We start from the raw sequence: 22,559 nt of genomic DNA on the forward strand, positions 1-22,559 counted from the left end.
CGAACCATGGCCAAACGCAAACCACACGAAGAGCAGGAACTGCCGTTCGTCGCCTTGATGGACACCATGACCAATGTGGTCGGCGTGTTGATCATCGTGCTCGTTATGGTCGGCCTGAGCGCGGCCAGTGCGGTGAAGAAAGTTCTCTCGGACCTGCCACCCGTCACTCCGGAGGAGCTTCAGCAGATCAAGGAGCAGGTCAAAGTCCTGCCTGAAAAGATCGATCCTGAGAAGCTGGAAGAAGATTTGAAAAAGGCGGAGGTCGAGCTCAAGCGTGCCATCGAGGAGCTCAAAACCGTCGATACCGCCGACACGCAGACGAAGATCAAGCTCATGGATCTGGAGGCTTTCAAGAAGCAGCTGGATCAGCGGAAAAAAGACCGGGATATGAGCAAGGCGGAGACCGAAAAGATGCTCGCGGAAGTCGAGCGCCTGAAGTCCTTGCTGGACAAGACGCCCGTGTTCCAGCCGCTTCCCGCCACCTACGTCCGTCTGCCCAATCCGCACCCCTATCCGGAAAAGCCGAATGAGACGCGCATTCTCGTGGCCAAGCAGGGGGTGCTGACCTTCAACCAGAACAAATTCCTCCAGCCCATTCTCGATGGCATGGAGAAGGTGAAGTCGAAGCTCGAATTTGAAAAGGTGGAGTACACGCCGTTTGCCAAGCTGCTCGAGGGCATTCTGGGCTCCGCTGCCAATGCACAGAAGGCCTGGCCGGACATCGCTCCGCTGGTCAATCGCATGCAGATGGAATACGTGGCAGGGGCCTACAAGGCACTCGTGGCCGGCGGCATTCAACCCAGCAAGCAGCTGCTCAGCGCCATCGCAGACATCTCCATCCCCACCCGCCAGACCATGCCGGTCGTGGCAGATGCCATCGTTGCCGCCACCAAGGGGGACGTCGCTCCCTGGGTCAAACTTGATCCATCACGCGACCCTGCCGTTCCCGTCATCAAAGCTTCCGTCTCAGGCGGCAAGATCTCGTTCTCATGGGGTGCCATCACCCAGGAGGTCAAAGCAACACCGAAGGATGTGCTCGGCTATTTCCACGATCTGTCCAAGGTCAAAGGCATCGAAAATGTGAGCAAGGCGCGCACCATCTATGATTCTGCGCGCATTGTCGCCCTGCTTCAGCGCGCCGCCTCCAGCCCGCTCATGTCGGGCTCGTACGGCTTTGAGCCCAAGACACTGCCCACGCTGCCGTATGTGCAGCTGGCTCTGACTCCCAAAGGCGGCGGTGGCGAAACGGTGGAGTCCATGAAGCAGCCGAACTCCCCCTACATCCGCCTCATGCGCGACATCAAGTCAGACCCCAGTGGCGTTGCCATTTTCCAGGTCATGCCAGATGCGTTTGAAGCCTATTTGGAAGCCCGCAAAATCGCCGATGAAGTCGGGGTGCCGGCCACCTGGGAGTTTCTTGCCAAGCTGGACCTCACCGTGAATCTCACCACGTACGAAGTTCAGCGCCTGGCTCCCACCCCGCCGCGTGCGGCCCCTCCCGGGGGGACGGTTCCCGTGACCATCGCCCCGCCGAAACGCACTCTCGATTGATGGTGTGTGGAGCGCTCCGTCCGCGCTGGATGACAAACCTGCCATAATCTGTTCTTCCTTTCAGGTGGCCATGGACAGTCGGCCATCCAGTGGCAGGTTCGTTGCTTCCTTTGTGCTCCGATGCCCTCCGCCTCTCCGTCCAGCCCCCTCCCATTGTTCGACAAGGTTCGTAAATTCACCGCTCTGGAGCCGGTACGCGCCGCAGGAATCTACCCCTACTTTCGTGAGATAGCCTCCGCCCAGGACACGGAAGTCATCATCAACGGCCAGCAGGTGCTCATGCTGGGTTCGAACAGTTATCTCGGCCTCACCAACGACCCGCGCATCAAGGAGGCCATCTGCTCGGCCGTGCAAAAATACGGCGCAGGCTGCGCCGGTTCGCGCTTTCTCAATGGTACCCTGGACATCCATGTGCAGCTGGAGGAGGAGCTGGCGCAGCTCATGAAAAAGCCGGCGGTGCTCCTCTACAGCACCGGCTTTCAGGTGAATCTCGGCGTCATCAGCGCCATCGTCGGCCGCGATGACTGCATTCTGGCGGATCGCGCCAATCACGCCAGCCTCGGAGCGGGCTGCCAGATGGCTCCGGGCAAGACCTTCCTCTTTTCCCACAATGACATGACCTCGCTGGCCCGTCGTCTGGCGCATCTCCCGGCGGAATCTCCCAAGATCATCATCGTGGATGGCGTCTTCAGCATGGAAGGGGACATCATCAAGCTGCCCGAGGTGGTCAAACTCGCCAAACAGTACAATGCGGCCGTGATGGTCGATGATGCCCACAGCATCGGCGTTCTGGGAGAGCATGGCTCAGGCACAGCCTCGCATTTTGGTGTGGTGGATGACGTTCACCTCATCATGGGCACCTTCAGCAAATCACTCGCGAGTCTGGGTGGTTTCATCGCTGGGGAAGCAGACACCATCGACTACCTCAAGCACCACTCCCGCCCCCTCGTCTTCAGCGCCAGCATGAGTCCCGCGAATGTGGCCGCCGCCCTCGCAGCGCTGCGCATCATGATCGCCGAGCCTGAGCGCATGAAACAGCTCTGGGCCAATACCGCGCGCATGAAGCAGGGCCTGCTTTCGCTCGGCTACAAGCTTGGGGCCACCGAGACTCCCATCCTCCCGGTTTACGTCAATGAAACCCTCAGGACCTTCACCTTCTGCCGCCGCCTGCAGGACGAAGGCATCTTCGTCAATCCCGTCATCCCACCGGCCGTGCCTCCTGGGGAAGAACTGATCCGCGTCAGCCTCATGGCCACACACACCGATGCGCAGATCGACCGCGCGCTGGAGAAGTTTGAGAAGGTCGGCAAGGAACTGGGCATCATCTAAAGATGCCCGGCTGCCTCGAGTTTTCGGCTACTTCAGCCCCATAAACTTTCGGATCAACCAGTCCCTCAGCCGGTCTGGAACCACCCGCACCAGCACCGATCCGAGGATGGAGTCGAGGCCCACTGGATAGCGGGTGCGTGGCCGGCGTGCCTCCAGCGCATGCACCACCGCCTTGGCCACCCGTTCAGGCGGAATGGCCATCGAGGGGACTTTTTCCACCATTTTGCGCAGCGCGGCGATGGGCTCCGCATACAGCTCCTCGCACTGCGGCGGCATGCCCACAAAGAGCTGTTCCGCCGCTTCGCGGGACTTGGTCCAGATGGGGGTCTTGATCGCACCCGGCTGGATGAGCGCGACTTCGATGCCCCAGGGGCGCAGTTCGATGCGCAGAGAATCGGCGATGGCTTCTAGCGCGTGCTTCGTTGCCCCATAGCCAGCCAGAAACGGTTCGCACATGAAGCCGGAGTTCGAGCCCGTCAAAACGACGCGCCCGCGGCTCGCCCGGATCAGCGGCAACACGGTCTGTGTCACGGCGATCAATCCCAGCACGTTGATGTTGAACTGCCGTTCGAAGGCTTCAAGCGGCATGAACTCGAGCGGCCCTGCCAACGCGATGCCGGCGTTGTTCACCACTCCTTGCAGGCCAGCCGCACCACACTTGATGCTGATGTCCTGCACCACTTTCTGGATTTGCTCACGATTCGTCACATCCAAAATAACTGGGACGATTTGTCCCTTTGTACTCGCGAGGAGTGCTTCTCCATCGTTCTCACGCCGCACTCCGGCAAAGACGCGCCAGCCGCGTTCTGACAGCATTCTGGCACAGGCCGCACCGATTCCCGTCGAGGCTCCGGTGATCAGGACGTTGCGAGGCTTGGCGGAGCTTGGGGAAGACATGATGGAGGTCGCGTTCGGGAGATGGGTTGTGAGTATTCGGCGCGCCCTTTCATTGTCGAGCAGCGGTTACGGTTTTTGCGGTAGCAGGCTGTTCGTCACCCTTCGCCAACCTATTCTTGAATGCTTTGCGTTCTGCCACGTCCAAACTCGCTGCCGGGACGATATTAGGTTGGAGTCAGCCTCGCCGGCAGGTTATTGTTCTTGGCAGGGTTTTTCTATTATTTGCGACTGTGATTTCTTCTTTTCCGACAGCCATCCCAGCCCCCGCTCGTGCCCCTTGGCGCGCTGTCTTTGTCTCGCCCACCACTCTTCGCCTTCGGCTCCACTGCATTCTTTTGGGAAGCCTCATGCTGGCTGCGTCCCCCTTGATCGCTGACAATCCACCGGCGCCCGCGTTTGTCCCAGGTACTGGCACGCGCACCGATGTGAAGCCCTACTACTTTGCCATCCCTGCGCCGCGGGGGCAGATCCTCGACCGCAAAGGGCGCCCATTGGCACAAAACGCCGTCGTGCACCGCCTGCAACTGACCGTTCCGGCAGAGCAGCGTGGCACCCTCGAAACTTATACCGCATGGCTGGAGCAGGAAATCGCTGCCTCCAAGCATGACCTCCCGGCCGCACGCATGCCGGACGCGGACCAGGTGAAGCGTCATTATGAAGGACGCCGGGAGCTGCCGCTGACAGTGAGCGATGCTGTGAAGCAGGAGATCACCATCGATCCTCAGAAGCATCCGCATGCCAGCGTGCGCGCGGAGTATGAGCGTTATTATCCGCAGGGAAACATGGCCGCGCATCTTCTTGGCTACGTGTCAGCGGATGGTGCTCCACCCATCGGTCAGGTGCAGCGCGGCGAGCCACTCTGGCAGCGCACGCGCGGCGCCGTGGGATTGGAGGCGGCCTACCACAAGCAGCTTACCGGCACGGACGGTACGCTTTGCCTCATGATGACGGATGCCGGCACCATCGCCTATGAGCAGGTTTTCGTTCCACCTCAGGCGGGCCGGGACATCGTGACCACGCTCAATCTTGACACCCAGCGCTGCGCGGAGAATGCGCTGGACCACTGCGGCCACCGCTGCGCCATGGTCATCGTCGATTCCAGCACGGGAGACATCCGCGCGATGGCCAGCTACCCTCGCTTCAATCCCAACGCTTTTGCCGGCGGCATCTCCAGCGATGACTTTACGAAGCTCTCTCAAGACATCGAAGGTCCGCTGTTTGACCGCGCGGTGCAGGGCACCTACCCGCCGGGATCCGTCTTCAAACCTTTCGTGGTTCTCGCTGGATTGCGTGCCGGAACCGTGGATGCCCAGCGGGAGTTCGAGTGCGGCCCCACGCTCATGATCGATGGTCGCGAGTTCGACAACTGGTCCAAGGACGACTACGGCTTTTTCAACGCCCGGGCCGCTCTCATCCGCTCCTGCAACACCTACTTCTACCAGTCTGCCATGATGACGCGGGACATGCCCATTCTCTACATGGCTCGTGAGTTCGGCTTCGGCGTGGCACCTGTACTCCCGGTGAAAACCGCGGCCGGTTCTTTGCCGCGCAATGCGCCTTCGAATGGAGATCTCGCCAATCTCTCCATCGGCCAGGGGGTCACGGAGGCTTCTCCGCTGCAGGTGGCCATGGCCATGTCCGCGCTGGCCAATGGCACCTGCCGCCCACGGTCACGGCTGGTCATGCATACGCAGTCTCAGAGCGGTCATGTGGGCGATGTGGCCATTCCGTGCCGAGAGACCATCATGCCCGTGAGCCAGACCGATCTCGAGACCGTGCGAAACGCCATGTACAGCGTGGTCAATCACGTGAATGGCACCGGCAAGGCCGCACGTCTGAAAAAGATTGCCGTGTATGGCAAAACCGGCACCGCCCAGTGGGTGCTGCGTGGTGCCAAGGCGAACGTCGTGTGGTTCGCCGGCTTTGTGGACACACAGCCGCCGCTGGCCTTTGCCGTCATGATTGAGGGAAACGCCGGTGAAGGCGGCCTTTCCGGTGGCGGCACCGCGGCGCCTGTCATCACCAAAGTGCTGCGCGATATCGAGGCCAGGCCCGAGGCTCATGGGGTGAAATATGAAAACACCCGTGTTGATCAGGAAAACGATCCGCTGACCGAGCCTGTGGCTTCCGGCGGTTTCTATGGTGAACCCCAGCTGGTGCGCCCGCCGGGTTACAGCCGCGGTCCTGTGGAAGGTTTCTTCCAGCGTCTGTTCCGCTAACTCCTTTCACCTGTTGCTTTTTCGCATGCTCGGCCTCTTCCACGTCTTCCGCTCCCTCTATCTGCGTCTGCCTCGGTGGCTGCGTCGGCTGGTGGGATTCTGCGCGGTGGTTTGCCTCGTCGCTGCGTTTTCGCTGGCTCTTGTCTGGCATCACTACACCGGCGTGGCTGCCACCTTTGACATGAGCGCGCTCAAGCGTGGCCAGAACGAAACCTTGATTGTGGATGCCAAAGGAGAGCTCGTTGGCAGCGCCAGCGAGATCGAGCGCGAACTGGTCACCATCGAAGACGTGCCCATCTCCCTGACCGATGCCATCATAGCCACGGAAGACGCACGCTTTTACACTCATCCCGGCTATGATCTGGTGGGCCTCACGCGCGCTGCGGTGAAAAACTTTAGTTCCAAGGGCATCCGCCAGGGCGGCAGCACCATCACGCAGCAGCTCGCTCGTAACGCTTTTGGCCTCCAAGGGCGCAACTACGAACGCAAGATCACTGAAATCTTCCTCGCCATGCGCATTGAGCGCGAGCGCACCAAAGAGCAGATCCTCACCGACTACATGAACCGCATCTACCTCGGCAACGGCTGCAGCGGTGTCGGTGCTGCGGCGCGCTGCTATTTTGGCAAAGATGTGAAGGACATCACCCTCGTCGAGTCCGCCACGCTGGCCGGGATCATCAAGGCCCCCGTGGCCTTCTCCCCCATCACCCAGACCGCGTTGGCCAAACAGAAGCGGGACCTGACCCTGCAGCGCATGGCGGAGACGGGCAAGATCACCGAAGCCGAAGCCACCGCCGCCAAAGCCCAGCCGCTGACCCTCCGCCATGACAAGACTCGCGTACGCACCGGCTACATGCTGGCGGCCGCACGCGCGGAATTTCAGCGTCTTGGCCTGCAGCCTGGAAACCCGCCGGAAATGACCATGACGCTGCGCCTGAAATGGCAGCACCAGCTTGATGCCTTGATGCGCAAGCACCTGGAGCGTCTTCCCGCCGATGACGCCACCACGATGCAAGGCGCCGTCATCGTTCTGGATAACCGCTCCGGTGCCATCCTCGCCATGCAGGGCGGGCGCGATTTCACCACCAGTCCGTTCAATCGTGCCCTCGATGGCGTTCGCCCTCCTGGCACCGCGTTTCTCCCTCTGGTCTATGCCGCCGCGCTCACCACGCAGCCGGATCTCACGGACGCATCGCAGATCGATGGCCCTTTGGACAACAGGCAGGCCATGATCGGTGGTCTGGTGGGCACCCTCGGTGAGTGGGGGGCGGATGGGGAGCCCGTGACCTACACAGGAGGCACCATCACTCCCATGCAGGCTCTGCTGGAGGGCCGCACCGCTGCTACGGTGCGCCTCAGTTACCAGGTCGGGCTGGATCCTCTGCGGGCCGCTCTGAATCGCTGCAATTTTACCACTCCTCTGCGCACCGAGGCCGCCTTTACCCTGGGCCAGACTCCGCTGCGCCTCATCGAGCTGGCCCGTGCTTTCACCGCCCTCGCCAATGACGGACGCATGTGCTCCGCGCCGCACCTCCTGCTCGCCCCCACCGTGCGCAGTGCCGAAGTGTTTGCTCCAGCCGCCGCCGCTCATGTGCGGGACACCCTCGTCTCCAGCATGGAACGCCCTGAGTTCCGCAAGCCCCTCCTCGAGCACGGCCTTGCCAACAAAAGCATCGCCGGATTTGGCGGGATCACTTATGACCGCACGGATGCCTGGTTTGTCGGCTTTGACCGGGCCGTGACCTGCCTGGTCTGGATCGGCCACGACAAAGATGCCTTGATCAGCTCCAAGACCACCGCCGCCACCGCAGCGCTGCCCCTGTGGGCCGCAGTCTTTCAGATGGTGACTGAGGGCAAGCCCCAAGGCTGGGACGCCAAACCCGGGCTGTCTCAATTTCTCGCCGCCCCTCTCCGTGCGCTTCCGGTTGATGGCGATCCCCGCATCCTCTCCGTCACCCCGATGGCCAGCGTCGTGGTGGGGAAAGATCCTTATCAAAGCACCAACGCATCGGGAGCGGTTCCCAAAGCCCTGCCGGTTCCGAAGGCGGATGCGAGGAGGTAGCCTGAAACTCGGCCTAACGAGGCGGTGCCGAGCTTTCCGTTGCCACCGTCAGCGGGGCAGGGGAGGCCTTGCGTGCGGGTCGGTAGGTGGTCACCCAGATGGGAGCGCCCCATTCATTTGGGTGGCGCGAGGTGTAGCGCCAAGTTTTGACCCTCTGCGGCAGCGGAATTGGGTGCTGCTGGACGGAGTCATAGCAGACGTAATGGGAAGCCCCCTGAACGGAAGGCAGGCGCACATAGGACACATCCTGATCGACGAGGTAGGAACTGTTCCGGTAGGCGGGTGACAGCGGGGTGTAGATGGGGCCGGCGCTGGGGGGGAGGAGGGGCTTGAAGCTGCCGCTGACGGGACGTGTGGTGGAGTAAAGATGGTTGATGTCACAGGAAGACAGGCCCACGGCCGCCACCAGTCCGCAAACGATCTGAGAGTAGGTTTTCATAATAACGTCTTGAGTCAGGGGTGATGACTTCTAGCAAACATAAACGCACAGCAGAGTGCCGACCCTGCAAAGATTAGGCAGTATCAAAACACTTCGGCGGTCAACCTCCTGCCGGACGCTGAAACCTCTGAAAAAAGCTGTTCGGTTCGGCCCTTGCCAGCGCTGCCGGTTTTTCAAGCCTGCTTGTCCTGCATCCAGCGGAAGGCAAAAAACGTCAGCTCGCTGCCATCTTTCAGGTTCAGCTTGTTGCGGATGTTCATTTTGTGAACATCCACCGTTTTGGTGCTGAGTTTCATGGCCTCGGCGATCTGGTTGGTGCTCTGGCCGTTGCCGATCATCTGGAAAACTTCAAATTCGCGGTCCGTCAGGTCGGCCACCACTCCTTTGCTGCTCGCGCTGCCGCCGGAGGAAAAGGCCTTCAGCACCTCCTCGGACATTTCCTCGCTGAGTGCGATCCCACCGCTCGCCACCCGCCGTATCGCCTGCGCCAGTTGCTTTTGCGGCGCATTTTTCATCACGTAACCCTTGGCTCCGGACTTCAAGGCGCGCTGGGCATAAAGCTTCTCATCGTGCATGGACACGGCCAGCACGGGCATACCCGGCCGCAGCAGGTGCAGATCCTTGATCAACTCCAGCCCTGAACGGTCTGGCAGGGATATGTCCACGATCAGCACATCCGGCGTGTCCCGCTCAACGTTGCTGACCGCCTCGGCCGCGTTTTGGGCGGTCCAGACACAGTGCATGTCCCCCGTGCTCTCAATGAAGAGGCTCAGACCTTCCCGCATCATGGTGTGGTCATCGACAATGGCCAGGCGTATGGTCTGGGTGGTTTGGGCTTCGTTCATGGCTTCGGATTAGTGGGTTGGAGGAATACGCTTCACCCATAGGGTGAGATCTTATTGATTTAGGGAATGACGTGGGAGACTGGCCTTCCGCTCGCTCGATTCTTGTCGCCCCTCTCGAGAAATGCATCCTCGTTCCTTTGCGTCAAGCGGCTGGGTGGCACGGGGAAGGCTGGCATTTTGTGGTGAGAAGGGAATGACAAGTTCAATGGTCCACCCACGCGGAACTCGGAGCATGCGTGAATACTGCCGCAGGGTGAAATAAAGCATTCATTCATAAATAAACATCGATCTATCTCAAGAACACTCGGCTAAAGACTGAAAACCCTGTTCGTCTGAAAAACCTTTACTCTCCTTCCATGGAGCGATGGAGATCTAATCACTTTTCTTGAGTTAATAAACACCTTCAGTGTCGCCTCGGCCTCCACTGTCTATGATCCCGCTGCATGCAGTTCCACGACTGGCTTCCATCATCTGTCAGGCGATGCTTGTTTCAAGAAGCCAATGTCAGGGGACACGCGGATTCGGACCTCATCGAATTCAGAATTCTCTTTGAGCAGCCCACCTCCCAAGGCTTTTGAAATCTGACAAAGCTGTGTGGCCGCAAAACTGGTTAGCCATTTTTAGGTCGCGATCTCGAAAATTGCAGTTTCTTGTCCTTCAGACGGCGCGCGTCAGTACCCCAGGGCTCGCGTATAGTCGTACTCGTCCCACACCACCGTCTCGCGAAACACAAAGCCGTCCACTCCCGTCTTTGGGAACCAGGAAGTCTTCGGCATGTAGGGAGCCGTGGGCAGGTACACATACCGGCCGTATTCTTTCCCGTCCTGCTCCTTCTGCACCACCACGAGGTTCAAGCGGTGAATGTACACCTTCAGCGGGTGCAGTTGCTGAATGCGAGGCTCCCAGTACACGCTCGGGATCTCCTTGCGCGGCCTGTCCTTGTGCAATAGCACCGCCTCGGAATAATTCGCCTCCGTCTGCCACGCATCCCGCTGCACTCCCTTGCGAAACATCGACCCCGGCTCTGCCTGTCCTTGCATGCATCCGCCGCACAGAAGTGGTGCCAGCAGTGCCATCAATACACGAAAGCCGAACTTGGCGTTAAAAAACGTTGGTCTCATGACTGCACCCTATCGTGGCCTTCTCGTCGTTCAATGACGAACCCCCGCCTGACTCAACAGGCCGGGCGCTACTTGCCAGCCCCGCAAAACTTTAAGCGATGAACCTCTGGCTTCATCACATCTCTTCCCGCCTACGCCCCATTCGCCTTCATCTCCGTGATCTGCTTCGTCGCAATCCCGATCGGCCGGTCCAGCGGCACTCCCGCACAGGCCAGAAGCGTCGTCAAAAGATCGCCCTGATTCCCCTTCGTCTCCGTCAGGAAGCGGCCCGTGTTGATGCTGCCGCCGCCTTTGCCCGCGATGATGAAAGGCAGGTTTTCACGCGAGTGCTTGTTTCCGTCCTCCAAGCCCGAGCCCCACATCATGATGCAGTTGTCCAGCAGCGTCCCGTCGCCTTCGCGAAGGCTTGCCATCTTCTTCACCATGTAGGCAAACTGCGAAATGTTAAACGCGGTGATCGCCGCCACTTTGCCCACCTTCTCCGCCTGATTGTTGTGGTGCGTCTGCGAGTGGTGCTCATCCTTGAAGCCCAGCTCCGGATAAGACACCCCGTTCGGTGTCGAGCCAATGTACGTGCTCACCCGCGTCGTGTCCGTCTGGAAAGCCAGCACGTTCAGGTCACACATCACCTGCATGTACTCACTGCGCTTGTCCCCCACCGGAATCTTGATCTCGATCGGCGGCGAGTCACTCGCCTTGCGTTTGCTGCTGCTCACCCCCGCCTTTTCCAGCGCCGCCTCTTTCTGCCGATACTCGATTGCCGCGATCCGCCGCTCCACCGCGCGCACGCTGTCCAGGTACTCATCCAGCTTGTGCTGATCATCCTGCGGCAGCTTCCGCCGCAGTTCCTTCGCACCGCCGATCACCAGATCCAGCATGCTCTGATCCAGCGCATTCGTCTTCGAGTCCCCCGCCTTCCCAGCGCCTGCCGCATCCTGATTGAAAAGCCGGTTCAGCACACTGCGCGGATTGATCTCAGCCGGCACCGCCTGCGTGGCAGATCGAAAGCTGCAGTGCGAGTAATACCCCTCGTTCAGCCCTTCCTGATTCTCTTTGTGTGTCTGCGGCATCGTCGCCAGCTCCAACGAAGGCAGCGCCGTCAGCGCCCCCACATAATTCGCCGCGATCTGATCCGCCGAGATCGCAATGTTGATCCTGTTCCGCTGCCGCGCATCCGGCAACTGCGCCGTCAGCCACGTCGAAAGCTCCAGCGCATGCGGCGCCCCATTGAACGGCGCGATCGGAATCCCCGAGATTCCCTTCATCAGCAAACACTGGTTTAGCACCGGCCTTAGCGACTCCAGCGCCGGAGGCGGAGCCGTCAGAAAGCTCTCCGCCGTCGCCGGCCAAAACTGATCCATGATCACCCCATGCGGCATGTACATAAAACCCAGCCTCACCGGCGGCTTCACCGCAGCCTTCCCCTTCACCACCTCCGCCCACCCCATCGTCTCCAGCAGCGGCAGCGCCAAAGAGGCCCCAAGGCCACGAAGGCAGGTGCGGCGGTCGAGGAGCTGTTTGCGGTTCAGGGAAAAGAGATTCATGGAGAAAAAACAGGCGGCAGATGCTTCTTCTAAACTACGCGCCGTTTGCGGGTTTTCGTGCAGAGAACGTGCCATAACCCACAACAGCGCGGCAAAGCAAAAGGAGCGCGGACTTTAGTCCGCAGAACTCCGCCAGCAGCATCCACTCCGTCTCTGCTCAATCGGGAAACTTCAGCCCTGTAAGCGCCTTGATGAAATCATAACCCTGCTCGAGTTGGCCATAGCCATACTCATCCCGGCAAAAGTACGCTTTTCGACTTCTTCTTCTCAGACGATCAGTCCACATCTTCAGGTATCGGTTGATCTTCGCCGGATTGATTTTCCAAATGCGCGCAACGATCTCAGCATTGCCCGGAGATCCGGTTTCATGCCCCCACATACCCGGCAGCGGTTCAAATCTGTCGATCAGGACATTGGCTTCATCATACAAGTTGTACTCCCAGACAATATGTTCCTGAAACAGGACATTGAGCCAGCAGCATTTCAACCGGTTGGAAATGCCTGAATACAATTCCCAATCCTCGCTTAGCGGAAATCGAAGCCAAATGGCCGTAGCCGCCTCGTTTTCTTGAATGAAAACATTCACGCCAGTCACAAATTTTTCCGCATTCAAGACAACACTCCACTCGGGCCGTTGGGACCGAAAATAATCCACGCACTGCTGTCCCACGGCAGCAGGATAAACGGCGATGCTGGTATTGCTCATGATCGGGTGTTTCCAAATAGATCAGCCTCTGCCTTCATTGAAATCCCCATTCTACTTCACCACCTCCACCACCCGCCGATTCATAAACGGATAGCTCGTCACCACCGCCGTGATCACGCTCTGCATCCGGTACCCATCCTTTTTGATGTCGGCCATGAGCTTGTCCACCACGATCTCATCATACCCCTCCAGCTGGCGGCACAGTGCATACGCCAGCAGCTTCTCCGTCAGATTCCGCGCCAGCTCTTCTGAACGCGCGGCGATGATGCCCTTCAGCTCCTTCGGTGCCGAGAAACGTTTTCCACCCGGCAGTTCACCCGCCGCATCGATGGCACCGCCCGTCTCATCCGCATCGCGCCAGCGGCCGATGGCATCGAAATTTTCCAGGCCAAAGCCGATCGGGTCCAGGATCTTGTGGCAGTTTGCGCACACCACATTCGTGCGGTGCAGCTCCGTGCGCTGCCGCAGCGTCAGGTTCGCGATCTTGTTCTTGTCCTGCTTTTCCAGCGTCGGCACATTCGGCGGGGCAGGGGGAACGTGCTGTCCCAGCACCTGCTCCAGCACCCAGACACCGCGCTTCACCGGACTTGTGCGATTCGGAAACGACGTCGTCGCCAAAATTCCCGGCATGCCCAAAATCCCACCGCGATTCGCATCCGTCAGCTGCACCTTTCGCATCTGCGCGCCCTTCACGGTCTGCTCCATGCCGTAGATGGCCGCCAGCGTCTCATTCATGAAGGTGTAGTCGCTCTGCACAAAGCTCACCACGGTGCGATTCTCCCGCACGATGCTGTCAAAGAACAGCCTCCCCTCATCATACATCGCTGTGCGCAGCACAGGCGTCATCTGCGGAAATTTTGTCGTGTCAAAAGTCTTGTCCTCCAGTTCGCCCAGGCCCAGCCACTGCGCGCCAAAGCCATCAAACAGCGCCCGCGATCGCGCGTCCTTCAGCATCCGCCCCACTTGCGCCTTCAGCACCGCAGGATCATGCAGCTTGCCATCATCTGCCAGCGCCGCCAGCTCGCCATCCGGCATGGACGACCACAGCAGATACGAAAGGCGCGACGCCAGCTGGTAATCATCCAGAGGCACGATCTCACGCCCCGCCTCCAGCTCCGCCTCCATCGACGGAGTGATGTACAGAAATTGCGGCGAGACCAGAACAGCCTTCAGCATCAGCCGCAGTGCTCCGTTGTAGCCAAGCTTGTTGCGCATTCCCAGATCAAACACACTCATCAGTACATCCAGCTCCGCTACCGTAGGTGGCCGCCGATAGGCCCTGCGTGTCAGTACGCGCGCCACCTGACGCGCCACCGCTTTCACATCTGCCCCCGCCGCAGGCGCCCTGCCAAACAGCCGTTGTTCCACCGCGGTCGGCTCCGCATCCTTCGCTGAAAGCGCACGCTTCAGCGCCTCATTCGCAATGCCAAGGTACTGTTCCATTTGCAGCGAAGACAGCGTGTTCATGTAGCCTTCTCCCGCCACCTCATCCGGCAGTTCATTGACCACGCTCGCATCCACGCCCAGCAGATCGTGCAGCGTGTTCCCATATTCCACCTTCGTCAGCCGGCGGATCACAAACGCCCCGGGATCCTGCGGGCTCAGGAATTTCAGCTGCCCCACCCAGTCCATGAACATCTGCCGTTCCTCATCCGTCGGCTGCTTGTCCGCCTCGTCCGGAGGCATGTCATGCGTATTTACCGTTGCCAGCCCCATCTTCCAGCGCCGGCTGTACGCCGCATCGCTCGGATTTTTCAGCGCCGGGTGGTAGGTCACGCCTCCCTTCATCTTTCGGTCCCCGTGGCACTCAAAGCAGTACGTCTTCACAAACGGCTCCACCTTCTCCCGAAAAGTCTTTTTCACCTCCGCCTTCTTCAGCTCCATGGCAGTCTCCTCCGGCGTTTTTCCGGGCGCAACCTTCGCCAACTCCTGGGCAGCTCCAGCTCGACCCCACATCAGGGCACAACTCACGAGCAGCATGATCATCGCGTCACAGCAAGAATATCTTGGAATCTTCAGGGAGCTCATCAAAGGGGGCGCATAGGTTACGCCCGCCCGGCGCTGGGTTTATCTCGCAATGTGCCAAGTCCCCTCCCGTTGAGGCCTCCTTTCCGCACTTCCGCCTCCAAACCAGCCAATCGCATGCGTCCGGTTTCTTGGATGCCTGCTATCTTTTATCCGTCGCGTCTGATGGCATTTCCCACCTTGTTCATTTTCTGGTCCCTTTCGGTCGTGCCATTACCTCACATCCGAATTGGTTCGCTGGTGCGATCTTAAGGCAGCTGCATCGGGAGTGGCCGCTGGTATAGCGGTGCATAGCCACAGGTGCGGCACCATTTAATCCCCAATCAATATGAAACTCAATGCCACGTCTGTAATCAGCGGTGTACTGGCCCTCTTCTGCGCTTTCCAGCAAGTTCAGAGCGCCACACCCGCACGCCTCCGCACCACAACCCTCCAGGGAAAGAACACCACTGTCCTCCGCGCCACAGGTGAGGTGGATGGACCTGACTCGCGTTTCGCCGAGCTGATCAACATCGAAGTGCGCAACAATCAGGACGAAAAACTCGGCCGCATCAAGGCCATCACCGTGGACCTTGCCAACTCACGCATCGTCGAAGTGCTCGTGTCCTCACGCTTTGGCTTTCTCGGCATGAACGAGCGTGTTACGCCCGTTCCTCCGAGCGCCTTCAGGTATGATGACAACCACGAAGTCGCCCGTTTGAATGTGAGCCGGGCGCAGTTCGCGGCAGCACCACTCCTTGGGCGCAAAGATCCCTCCTCCTACGCCCAGCAGGATCGCGTCGCATCATCCAGCCGTTACTTCGGTGTGAAACCCTGGTTCGCCTACTCTGGCAATCCTGGTGCTCCACGCCTCGGCTATGTGCAGACCACTGAAGCCATTGAACTCATGCAGATCAAAAATCCGCAGGGCCACTACCTTGGCGAGGTCGGGCTCCTCCTGATGGATCTTCCTTCCGGTCGCATCACCCAGGTGGTGAATGACACGGACACCATGGATGACACCAATAATCACATCCTTCCCCTCAAGGCCCTGCGCTACAATGACAACCACACCTCCCTCGTGCTCAATGAGACCTTTCAGCAGCTTTTGCGCCAGCCACACCTTCGCTGGGGCAATTCGATCGGATCAAACGCCCATTTCAACGAGGAAGTTTCTCCCCTCCTGACGGTTCCCGCCACTCCTGTCAAAGTCGCCTCCACACGCTGAGCCTAATACTGCCAGGCATTTCCTAAAGCCTGTTATCGCTCGCTCGCCACGCCCGTTGAAGGGCGTGGCTTTTTTTTGCCTTCACCCTGCGCTGGCGGCGCCTTCATCCTGGGAAGCTTTTTTGGAGAGGGTGGGGCATTTCTCGTGCGACACTGCTGCATCACATCCCCGGCTTCGAATATCGACTTGAATGGCGGTGGGCGGCAGGCTTGCCCCTCGGCTGTCTGGCGTCAGAAGGATTCTCATCCAGTTATGAGGCATCCATGGATGCTGAAGGCAGTCGAACCACCTGCTCCCGTCCAGTGTTACCGGGCCTTGGACCTCCCAGTTCATGCATCCTGGGCAGCCCTCCCTGATTGCCTCGTCCGGCTATCTCCCCATGCCCGCGCCTCAATTTGACGTTGCAGACTGCCTCAAAATACCACAATCTGCCACCTCATGAAAATCAATACCAGCATCACCATCGATCCACGCATCGCCAAGCTCGCCAAAAAATATGCCGAGCTCGATGACCGCAGCTTTGCCAACTACGTCGAGCGCGCCGTTGCCCGGCAGGTCGAAGCCGATCAACTGCGGGAGCAGTCCGGCGCCAAACCCGCCTCCAAGGCTTCCGCCAAACCTGCTCGCAAAAAGTAAGCTGTCTTAACTGCTTCGCCGTCAGCCACCCTGCCTTGTCTCAAAATGGGGGGAGTCTACCGATTCCCCTCCTTGGGGTGTGATGTGCTTTTTTCCCACCCAGCCTTCAGCGGCTGTGGTGGAGCTAAGGGGATTCGAACCCCTGACTCAAGTGGCGGGCAGCAACGACCCGGGCGTACGAAGGGGACGCTCAATTTTTCGACACCCGCGACACGGGCAAACACCCGCGTTGTTGCCAAATGTGTTGCCATTTTTTAAAACACCCGATAGGCTCACGGCAGATGTATTAACCGATGGCCTCGATCCGACCACGCGGAAAAAAGAAGCTGTACTATGCGTTGTTCCGCGACGCGAACGGCAACCTCGTGCAACGGTGCACCAAGCTCACCGACAAACGCAAAGCTCAAGACCTGGCCGATGAGTGGGAGAAGATGGCGCGACCGACCGCGGGAGAGGTGAGCATGGAAAACATGCGCCGCGTCATTGCGGATCTGCACCGGAAGTTTCTCGGGAGCGAGATGCCCTCGATGACGGTCAGGGCCTACGCCGCGCAATGGCTGGCCACGAAGAAAAATGAGACAGGCGACGATACGATGCGTTTTTATGGCGACCAAATGAGGCTGTTTCTACGGCACCTCGGACCACGAGCTGATCTTGATTTATTTCGTATCACGCGCGCGGACATTGTCGGTTTCCGTGATGCACGCCGGCAGCTGGTCACCGGCAAGACCACCAATCATTCATTGAAGACCATTCGCATGCTCTTCAAACAGGCTCAGGCTGATGGTTGGACCCCGGAAAACCCATGTGCGGATGTGAAAAAGGTAAAGGAAATGCGTTCTGAAAAGGCTCCAAAACGGCCTTATTCGGACGAGGAGTTCGAAGCCGTCATGCGTGTTTCGGATGGAGAATGGCGCGACATGATGATCCGGGCCTATTATACCGGGCAGCGGCTTCTAGACATCGCTCTGATGACTGGGGAGAACGAAGATCCCCACATGGGAATCGTGAAATTTTGGAGCAACAAAACCGACCTCCGTATCATCGTGGATATGGCACCTCCCTACATTGAATGGGTACTGTCGAAAAAAAGCTCCGACAATGTGAAGGCTCCTCTTCATCCCAGGGCCTATGCCGCGGTGATGAAAAGGACAAAAAACCGGACAGTCACCCTCAGCACCCAGTTTGCCACTTTGCTGATGAAGGCAGGGCTCAGGCCGAAGAAAAGCCACCACAAGCAAGAGGACGGTCCTGGACGCTCAGGACGAAGGACACGCAATGCTCTCACTTTCCACTCACTGCGCCATACCATGGTGTCGGATCTCGCCAATGCGGGCGTAGCAAAATCGGTGGTTATGGATCTCGTAGGCCACGAATCAGAGGATGTAAACACTACCTACACCCACTTCGATTCGAAAACGAAGAAGGCAGCAGTCGCGCACATGCGAGACGTGACCAAATTTGGTGCCAGGTCGAGCTGAACATCTTAGGCAGCGATGCTGACGGGGGTGGGGAAGCTGCAGAAGAGGGCGGCTTCGGCGGTGCGGCGGCGCGTGAGACCGCGAAGGACTTTGCCTTCGCAGCGGTTCCATTTGGCGAACTCGGGGACGGTGCCGAGATAGTCGCGGGCGTTGAGCCGGCGGAGCAAGGTGGACTTCTCCAGATTGCCGATTCCGAGGTTGAACGCGAAGCTCACCAGGGCTCCGAACTGGTTGTCGTTCAGCTCGGCCTGGGGACGTGACAGCAGGAGTTTTGCGACATCCTTGGCGACGTTTTCAAGGTCCACACGGAGCAGCTGCTCGGCTTCCTCTTGATTGGCGAGCTTGCGCCCGGCAGTCACGGCGCCGCCGGCGATGTCGTAACCGGTGTGGCCGTAGCCGATGGTCCACACGCCCTTTTCGTCTTTGTAGGCTTCAAGGTACAAGCCTTCGAAGCTCCGGACGAGCTGCAGAGTGGCTTCGTTGAGCGGGCGCATGGTGGATCGATGCGGACGGGCTTATTTCGCGTCTTTGGCGTGAATCAAGCCCCAGCCGCCAGTGATGCCGAGGCCGAGAGTGGTCCAGTTGCAGGTGCCGGTTTTGAGGAATTCAACGGCGGCTCCGGAGGCTGCGGCAATGATGGTGAGGATGCCGAGGACGGTGGTTTTCATGGCGTGACGTTTTGCGGTTGTTTGGCGGATGGGAGATTGCGTTTAAGCGCGCCGACGGCACCGAGGATGGCTCCAGTGCGGCCGCCATTGGCCAGGCCGGAAATGCCAGAAAGGGCGACATCCTCGGCGGTGACCAGCGCCTTTTGTTCCTGAGCAGTCAGGGGACGATTGGCGCAGCTGGTGGCGGCAAGGGAAATGGCTGCGAGGAAGAGAATGGAGAGCTTCATACCGGTGAGGCAGTTGTCAGTGAGCGGCTACTTTTTCCGCACGATGCTGCGAATGGTGACGATGCCGACGGCGATGCCGACCATGAGCGATGCGATGCGAAGCCAGGCCTCGATGGCGGGCAGGTTCGACGTGATGACGCTGGTTCCCCAGGCGACGCTGCCGATGATGCCTTTCACGATATCGGTGTGCCGTTCGATTTGGAAGATTTCGTCGCGAGTCATCGCGACGTGGCGGACTGTCAATGATCAACCTGCAGTCGCAATGATGGCGGCCTTGCGCTCTTCCGTGAGGATGCCGATGTTCACGAGATGCGCGAGGCCGCCGGAGACGCGGACGTCATCCGGGTGGACGGAGGAATCCCAGGTATCGAGAGTGCGGCGCATGCCCGCGACGATGGGATCGGTGCTCAGCTCAATCGCTGCTTTTTCGGAGTCTGTGAACGCTGCCATGAACTCCTGAGAGTTGGCCCATTGCGCTGGCAGACTTTCGACGGACCACCCTCGTAGAAGCTGGCGAGTTTCGAGATTAATGGACTCGGTTTGCACCGCGCGCTGACCTGGCGCCAGAGATGGCTCCGGAGCTTGGATGACATCGAGCACCACATAGCAGGGGGCCAAGCCGACAACGGGCTCGTCATCACTGCGAGGATAGGGCCGAAGCTGCGAAAGTTCGGTATCAAAGAGGATTTTCATGAGTCTGGATATTGAGCTGAAGGAAGAGTGATGCCTCCAGCGGTTCCACGGCCGATGCCTGAAGTGATGCGCAGATCGTCAATCTTTCCCTTGCCATAACCGCCAACCACCGGTGAACGCATCAGAATAATCGTGCTACTGTTGCCCCAAGCTGCATTCACTCCAGCAGCGACCATCGTGCCGTTTAGATAAAGCCACATATTGCTACCCGTGCGAGACACTGCAACATGCGTCCATTGATCGTAATACCCAGCATAGGAGTAGCTGCACATATTCACCGCTCCATTTCCGACGTAAAGCACACCGCTGAGGAGCACCACATAGCTGCCGCTAAATTGACCAATGCCGCACGAATCACTGTCCGTGCTGTCCGCCCAAAGCCAGAACTCAATTGTGAAGTCGGTGGACGTGCCGAAGGAAAACGCACTACTGGAGGCTACTTCCACGTAGTCATCTACACCGTCATGCATACTTGAGGCCGTGCCGAATTTTGGCGAGGTTGTGGAAAGCGCAGCGCCATTGTAGGCGGTGACGGTGCGGTTATAGCTTGAGCTGTCCACGTAGGTCGTGGAGCCATTGGTGCCATTGCAATGAAGCAGCAGGATTACATTGGCGAAATACGGGTCTGTCGGTGCTCCGCCGCCCGTCGAGAAGACATAGGAGTTAATAACTACTCCGCCCATGAGCGGAGATGAAAAACCGAATGCCAACCAGAGGCAGGCAAGAGATTGAATGATGCGGCTGAAATTTTTCATCGTGTACCGATCAGAGTGACTTTAAGACCCTTGCCAGCGATGGTGGAACCGATTTGATCGAGATCGATAGTGATCTCTGCGTCATCGGCCAGAGAAGTATCAGATAGAACTCCCGGCACTGCACCGCCTACAGAAGTGTATGCGGAGGTGGCAATCTGCGGCTTGGTGGAAAAAATCGTGGTGCCGGATTCTTTGACGTTCACGATGATGACTGAACCAGTCGGAGCGGTGCTGACGCTCAAACGCACCGCTGAAACGGTCATCGCATGCGGCATGCGAAACCGCACCTTTGCGGCGCCAGTGGTGATGTCCGTTGATTCATCGGAGCAAGCTACCACGATCTCCGCAGGAAACGAACTCCAAGCCGGAGCCTGGGCATTGCCACCAGAGCCGGTGCTTGTCAGTATTTTAATCGTCGAAGAAGTATTTCCTGCCAGCCTTGAAAGCGTTCCGGTGCTTGAGCAATAAATAATATCCCCCGTCGCATAAACACCGATGCCAGTGCCGCCTTGAGTCGTGCCGAGAACTGACGAAGCAAGCACATAAGTTGTCCCGTTCCACTGCACGAAGCCAGGGCCTGCAAAGACGCCGCCAAAACCCGCAGCCAGCGTGTCCAGCTTTCCATCGTGCGCCTGAACATCCGTCCCCGGCACCAAACTCAAAGCGGTGCGGATGGCAGCGAAGTTGGCGGCGTCCAGAACGCTTTTTACATCACTGGAGACATTGATCTTGCTGGTGGCGATCGCTGCGCTCGATGAGATATCCGCATTCATGATCGTTCCATCCGTGATCTGCGCGGAGGCAACGGCATTGAGCGCCGCGAGTGCGCCGGCATCGCTGATCGTGGCAAGCAGCTGCGTGCCTGTGTGATTGGCACGAGAAAGGGGATCGGTCGCCAATTTGCTCAAGGCAATCGAGCCTGCCAGCATCGTGTTGGTGATGGCGCTGCTGCCAATGGAGAGTGTGATAGAACCACCTCCATTCGTGACTGTGATTCCGCTGCCGGCGGTGAGAGTGGCTTTGGTGAGCGTGTTGCCGGTGGAGTTGCCAATGGCGATTTGGCCATCTGTCCAAGTTGTTTGCCCTGTGCCACCGTTTGCCACGGGGAGAGCTATGCCGCTGAGACTGAGGGAAAACGTTCCGCTCGTGGTAATGGGAGAGCCTGTCACGGAAAGAAACGTTGGAACCGTCATTCCGACACTGGTGACAGTTCCAGAACCGCCGCTGCCGCCACCGCTGCTTGTGAGGGTGTTGCCGGTCAGAGTCAGCCCGCTGCCAATGGTGATGCTTTGAGGGTTGCCACTGGGATCGGTGCCCCAGAGCGTGCTGTTTCCTTTGGACCAAGACTTTTGCACCATTGGTCCGTTCGCATTGGCTTTGTATGGGATGCTGAAGTCGCCGACGGATTGAGCTGCAGCGAATGCGGCAGGAAAGACGAGAAGAGCGATGAGCTTGAAGCGCATAAAATGGGAAAAGAGTAGAAGTGTCAGAGGTTCGCCTGGCCGAGATCGAGGAGTGTGGCGCTGCCTTTGTAGATGCCGGCGGCGTTGTAGAAATGGACGTAGGAGCCGTCGTCGCTGAGACGCTGCTGCAGCGTGTTGCCGATGTTGGTGAGGAGCTGGGTGCGCTCGCCTGCGGTCAATACGGCGTCGATGTCGATGCGTGGGGCGCGTTCTGTGAGCCAGGCGGACTGCGCGGAGCCGTTGACGTCGGGGGCTCCTTCATCGCCACGGGCGGGGCCGTTGATGATGATGAGGTCAAAGGGAAGGGATTTGCGTGGCGCATCTTCTCCCGGGACGGTGAACTCCACCTGGGCGCTGAGGATGTATTCAGCCTGCGATTTGATCAACGCGCGGAGCTGCTCGGAGTCCGCGAGAGTTTTGAGGCTGTACGTGGTCTGTCCGGTCGTGTGATCCCATGAAGAATCGAGCAGGACGGTATCGCCGTCCATGGCCTCCGGAGAACGGCAGACGAGGCGTCCGGTGGTGCCTTCGTCGAGCTCCAGGGCCGCGTCTTCATCATCGAAAAACGTGTTGGTGATTTCAAGCGTGGTGCCGAGGATGGCGGCGACGCGCGGCGCCGGGCCTTGGGTGAGCGTGCGACGGAGTTCGCCGGTGCCGTAGTTGATGAAGAGAGGGATGGCTTTCATGAAGG

22 protein-coding genes are annotated in these 22,559 nt (G+C 59.0%); 7 read left to right on the forward strand and 15 right to left on the reverse strand.

Translation table 11 applies throughout. From position 1 onward, the window contains the following. Window positions 1-6 precede the first annotated feature (6 nt). Window positions 7-1,551, forward strand: coding sequence for a hypothetical protein (locus ACILSR_RS28885; RefSeq protein WP_395753294.1), 1,545 nt, complete (start codon window positions 7-9; stop codon window positions 1,549-1,551). Window positions 1,552-1,671: 120 nt separating this feature from the next. Continuing rightward, window positions 1,672-2,880, forward strand: a complete 1,209-nt coding sequence (locus tag ACILSR_RS28890; protein ID WP_395753295.1) for an aminotransferase class I/II-fold pyridoxal phosphate-dependent enzyme — start codon at window positions 1,672-1,674, stop codon at window positions 2,878-2,880. A gap of 27 nt (window positions 2,881-2,907) precedes the next feature. Here the strand turns inward: ACILSR_RS28890 and ACILSR_RS28895 are convergent, their stop codons facing one another. After that, window positions 2,908-3,777, reverse strand: a complete 870-nt coding sequence (locus ACILSR_RS28895) for an SDR family oxidoreductase (RefSeq protein WP_395753296.1) — start codon at window positions 3,775-3,777, stop codon at window positions 2,908-2,910. Window positions 3,778-4,124: 347 nt separating this feature from the next. Between ACILSR_RS28895 and ACILSR_RS28900 the strand changes: the two genes are divergently transcribed. Both ACILSR_RS28900 and ACILSR_RS28905 read left to right on the forward strand, forming a co-directional pair. Then, on the forward strand, window positions 4,125-5,996 hold the full coding sequence (locus ACILSR_RS28900; protein WP_395753297.1) for a peptidoglycan D,D-transpeptidase FtsI family protein: 1,872 nt from the start codon (window positions 4,125-4,127) through the stop codon (window positions 5,994-5,996). A gap of 25 nt (window positions 5,997-6,021) precedes the next feature. Then, on the forward strand, window positions 6,022-8,058 hold the full coding sequence (locus ACILSR_RS28905) for a transglycosylase domain-containing protein (protein WP_395753298.1): 2,037 nt from the start codon (window positions 6,022-6,024) through the stop codon (window positions 8,056-8,058). Window positions 8,059-8,071: 13 nt separating this feature from the next. Here ACILSR_RS28905 and ACILSR_RS28910 read toward each other — a convergent pair whose 3' ends face one another. The 6 genes from ACILSR_RS28910 to ACILSR_RS28935 form a co-directional block, all read right to left on the reverse strand. Beyond that, window positions 8,072-8,497 (reverse strand): hypothetical protein, encoded by a 426-nt coding sequence (locus tag ACILSR_RS28910; protein WP_395753299.1) that lies wholly within the window; start codon window positions 8,495-8,497, stop codon window positions 8,072-8,074. 173 nt (window positions 8,498-8,670) lie between these two features. Then, window positions 8,671-9,342, reverse strand: coding sequence for a response regulator (locus ACILSR_RS28915; RefSeq protein ID WP_395753300.1), 672 nt, complete (start codon window positions 9,340-9,342; stop codon window positions 8,671-8,673). Window positions 9,343-10,013: 671 nt separating this feature from the next. After that, window positions 10,014-10,463 carry a hypothetical protein gene (locus tag ACILSR_RS28920; RefSeq protein WP_395753301.1) on the reverse strand — a complete coding sequence of 150 codons (450 nt, stop codon included), beginning with the start codon at window positions 10,461-10,463 and terminating at the stop codon, window positions 10,014-10,016. A 131-nt stretch (window positions 10,464-10,594) separates the two neighbouring features. Continuing rightward, window positions 10,595-12,007 (reverse strand): DUF1552 domain-containing protein, encoded by a 1,413-nt coding sequence (locus ACILSR_RS28925; RefSeq protein ID WP_395753302.1) that lies wholly within the window; start codon window positions 12,005-12,007, stop codon window positions 10,595-10,597. A 157-nt stretch (window positions 12,008-12,164) separates the two neighbouring features. Then, window positions 12,165-12,713: a hypothetical protein gene (locus ACILSR_RS28930; RefSeq protein ID WP_395753303.1), complete on the reverse strand. Its 549-nt coding sequence runs from the start codon at window positions 12,711-12,713 to the stop codon at window positions 12,165-12,167. A 51-nt stretch (window positions 12,714-12,764) separates the two neighbouring features. Then, window positions 12,765-14,597 carry a DUF1592 domain-containing protein gene (locus ACILSR_RS28935; protein WP_395753304.1) on the reverse strand — a complete coding sequence of 611 codons (1,833 nt, stop codon included), beginning with the start codon at window positions 14,595-14,597 and terminating at the stop codon, window positions 12,765-12,767. 469 nt (window positions 14,598-15,066) lie between these two features. On the opposite strand from ACILSR_RS28935, the gene ACILSR_RS28940 reads away from it, so the two are divergent. The 3 genes from ACILSR_RS28940 to ACILSR_RS28950 all read left to right on the forward strand — a co-directional run bounded on the left by ACILSR_RS28940 (window position 15,067) and on the right by ACILSR_RS28950 (window position 18,062). After that, window positions 15,067-15,945, forward strand: a complete 879-nt coding sequence (locus ACILSR_RS28940) for a PRC-barrel domain-containing protein (RefSeq protein ID WP_395753305.1) — start codon at window positions 15,067-15,069, stop codon at window positions 15,943-15,945. Window positions 15,946-16,383: 438 nt separating this feature from the next. After that, window positions 16,384-16,581, forward strand: a complete 198-nt coding sequence (locus ACILSR_RS28945; RefSeq protein ID WP_395753306.1) for a hypothetical protein — start codon at window positions 16,384-16,386, stop codon at window positions 16,579-16,581. A gap of 293 nt (window positions 16,582-16,874) precedes the next feature. Then, on the forward strand, window positions 16,875-18,062 hold the full coding sequence (locus ACILSR_RS28950) for a tyrosine-type recombinase/integrase (RefSeq protein WP_395753307.1): 1,188 nt from the start codon (window positions 16,875-16,877) through the stop codon (window positions 18,060-18,062). A gap of 5 nt (window positions 18,063-18,067) precedes the next feature. Here the strand turns inward: ACILSR_RS28950 and ACILSR_RS28955 are convergent, their stop codons facing one another. From ACILSR_RS28955 to ACILSR_RS28990, 8 genes are read right to left on the reverse strand one after another with little or no spacing between them, the layout of a single operon-like run. Further along, window positions 18,068-18,556 (reverse strand): lysozyme, encoded by a 489-nt coding sequence (locus ACILSR_RS28955; protein ID WP_395753308.1) that lies wholly within the window; start codon window positions 18,554-18,556, stop codon window positions 18,068-18,070. A 21-nt stretch (window positions 18,557-18,577) separates the two neighbouring features. Further along, entirely contained in the window at window positions 18,578-18,730 is a 153-nt protein-coding gene (locus tag ACILSR_RS28960) for a hypothetical protein (RefSeq protein WP_395753309.1), read from the reverse strand. Beyond that, complete coding sequence (locus ACILSR_RS28965) at window positions 18,727-18,957, reverse strand: hypothetical protein (protein WP_395753310.1); 231 nt, start codon at window positions 18,955-18,957, stop codon at window positions 18,727-18,729. The genes ACILSR_RS28960 and ACILSR_RS28965 overlap by 4 nt, the downstream gene beginning before the upstream one ends. Window positions 18,958-18,984: 27 nt before the next feature. Further along, window positions 18,985-19,179, reverse strand: a complete 195-nt coding sequence (locus ACILSR_RS28970; RefSeq protein WP_395753311.1) for a hypothetical protein — start codon at window positions 19,177-19,179, stop codon at window positions 18,985-18,987. 24 nt (window positions 19,180-19,203) lie between these two features. Next, complete coding sequence (locus tag ACILSR_RS28975; protein WP_395753312.1) at window positions 19,204-19,650, reverse strand: hypothetical protein; 447 nt, start codon at window positions 19,648-19,650, stop codon at window positions 19,204-19,206. Continuing rightward, the gene (locus ACILSR_RS28980) at window positions 19,647-20,405 is read right to left on the reverse strand and encodes a LamG-like jellyroll fold domain-containing protein (protein ID WP_395753313.1); all 759 of its coding nucleotides are present in this window, start codon (window positions 20,403-20,405) and stop codon (window positions 19,647-19,649) included. Before ACILSR_RS28980 ends, ACILSR_RS28975 begins: the two co-directional genes overlap by 4 nt. Next, window positions 20,402-21,868 (reverse strand): hypothetical protein, encoded by a 1,467-nt coding sequence (locus ACILSR_RS28985; RefSeq protein ID WP_395753314.1) that lies wholly within the window; start codon window positions 21,866-21,868, stop codon window positions 20,402-20,404. The genes ACILSR_RS28980 and ACILSR_RS28985 overlap by 4 nt, the downstream gene beginning before the upstream one ends. Window positions 21,869-21,891: 23 nt before the next feature. Continuing rightward, window positions 21,892-22,554 (reverse strand): hypothetical protein, encoded by a 663-nt coding sequence (locus ACILSR_RS28990; protein ID WP_395753315.1) that lies wholly within the window; start codon window positions 22,552-22,554, stop codon window positions 21,892-21,894. Window positions 22,555-22,559 lie beyond the last annotated feature (5 nt).

The organism is Prosthecobacter sp. (assembly GCF_044222565.1).
Taxonomy (GTDB): domain Bacteria; phylum Verrucomicrobiota; class Verrucomicrobiia; order Verrucomicrobiales; family Verrucomicrobiaceae; genus Prosthecobacter.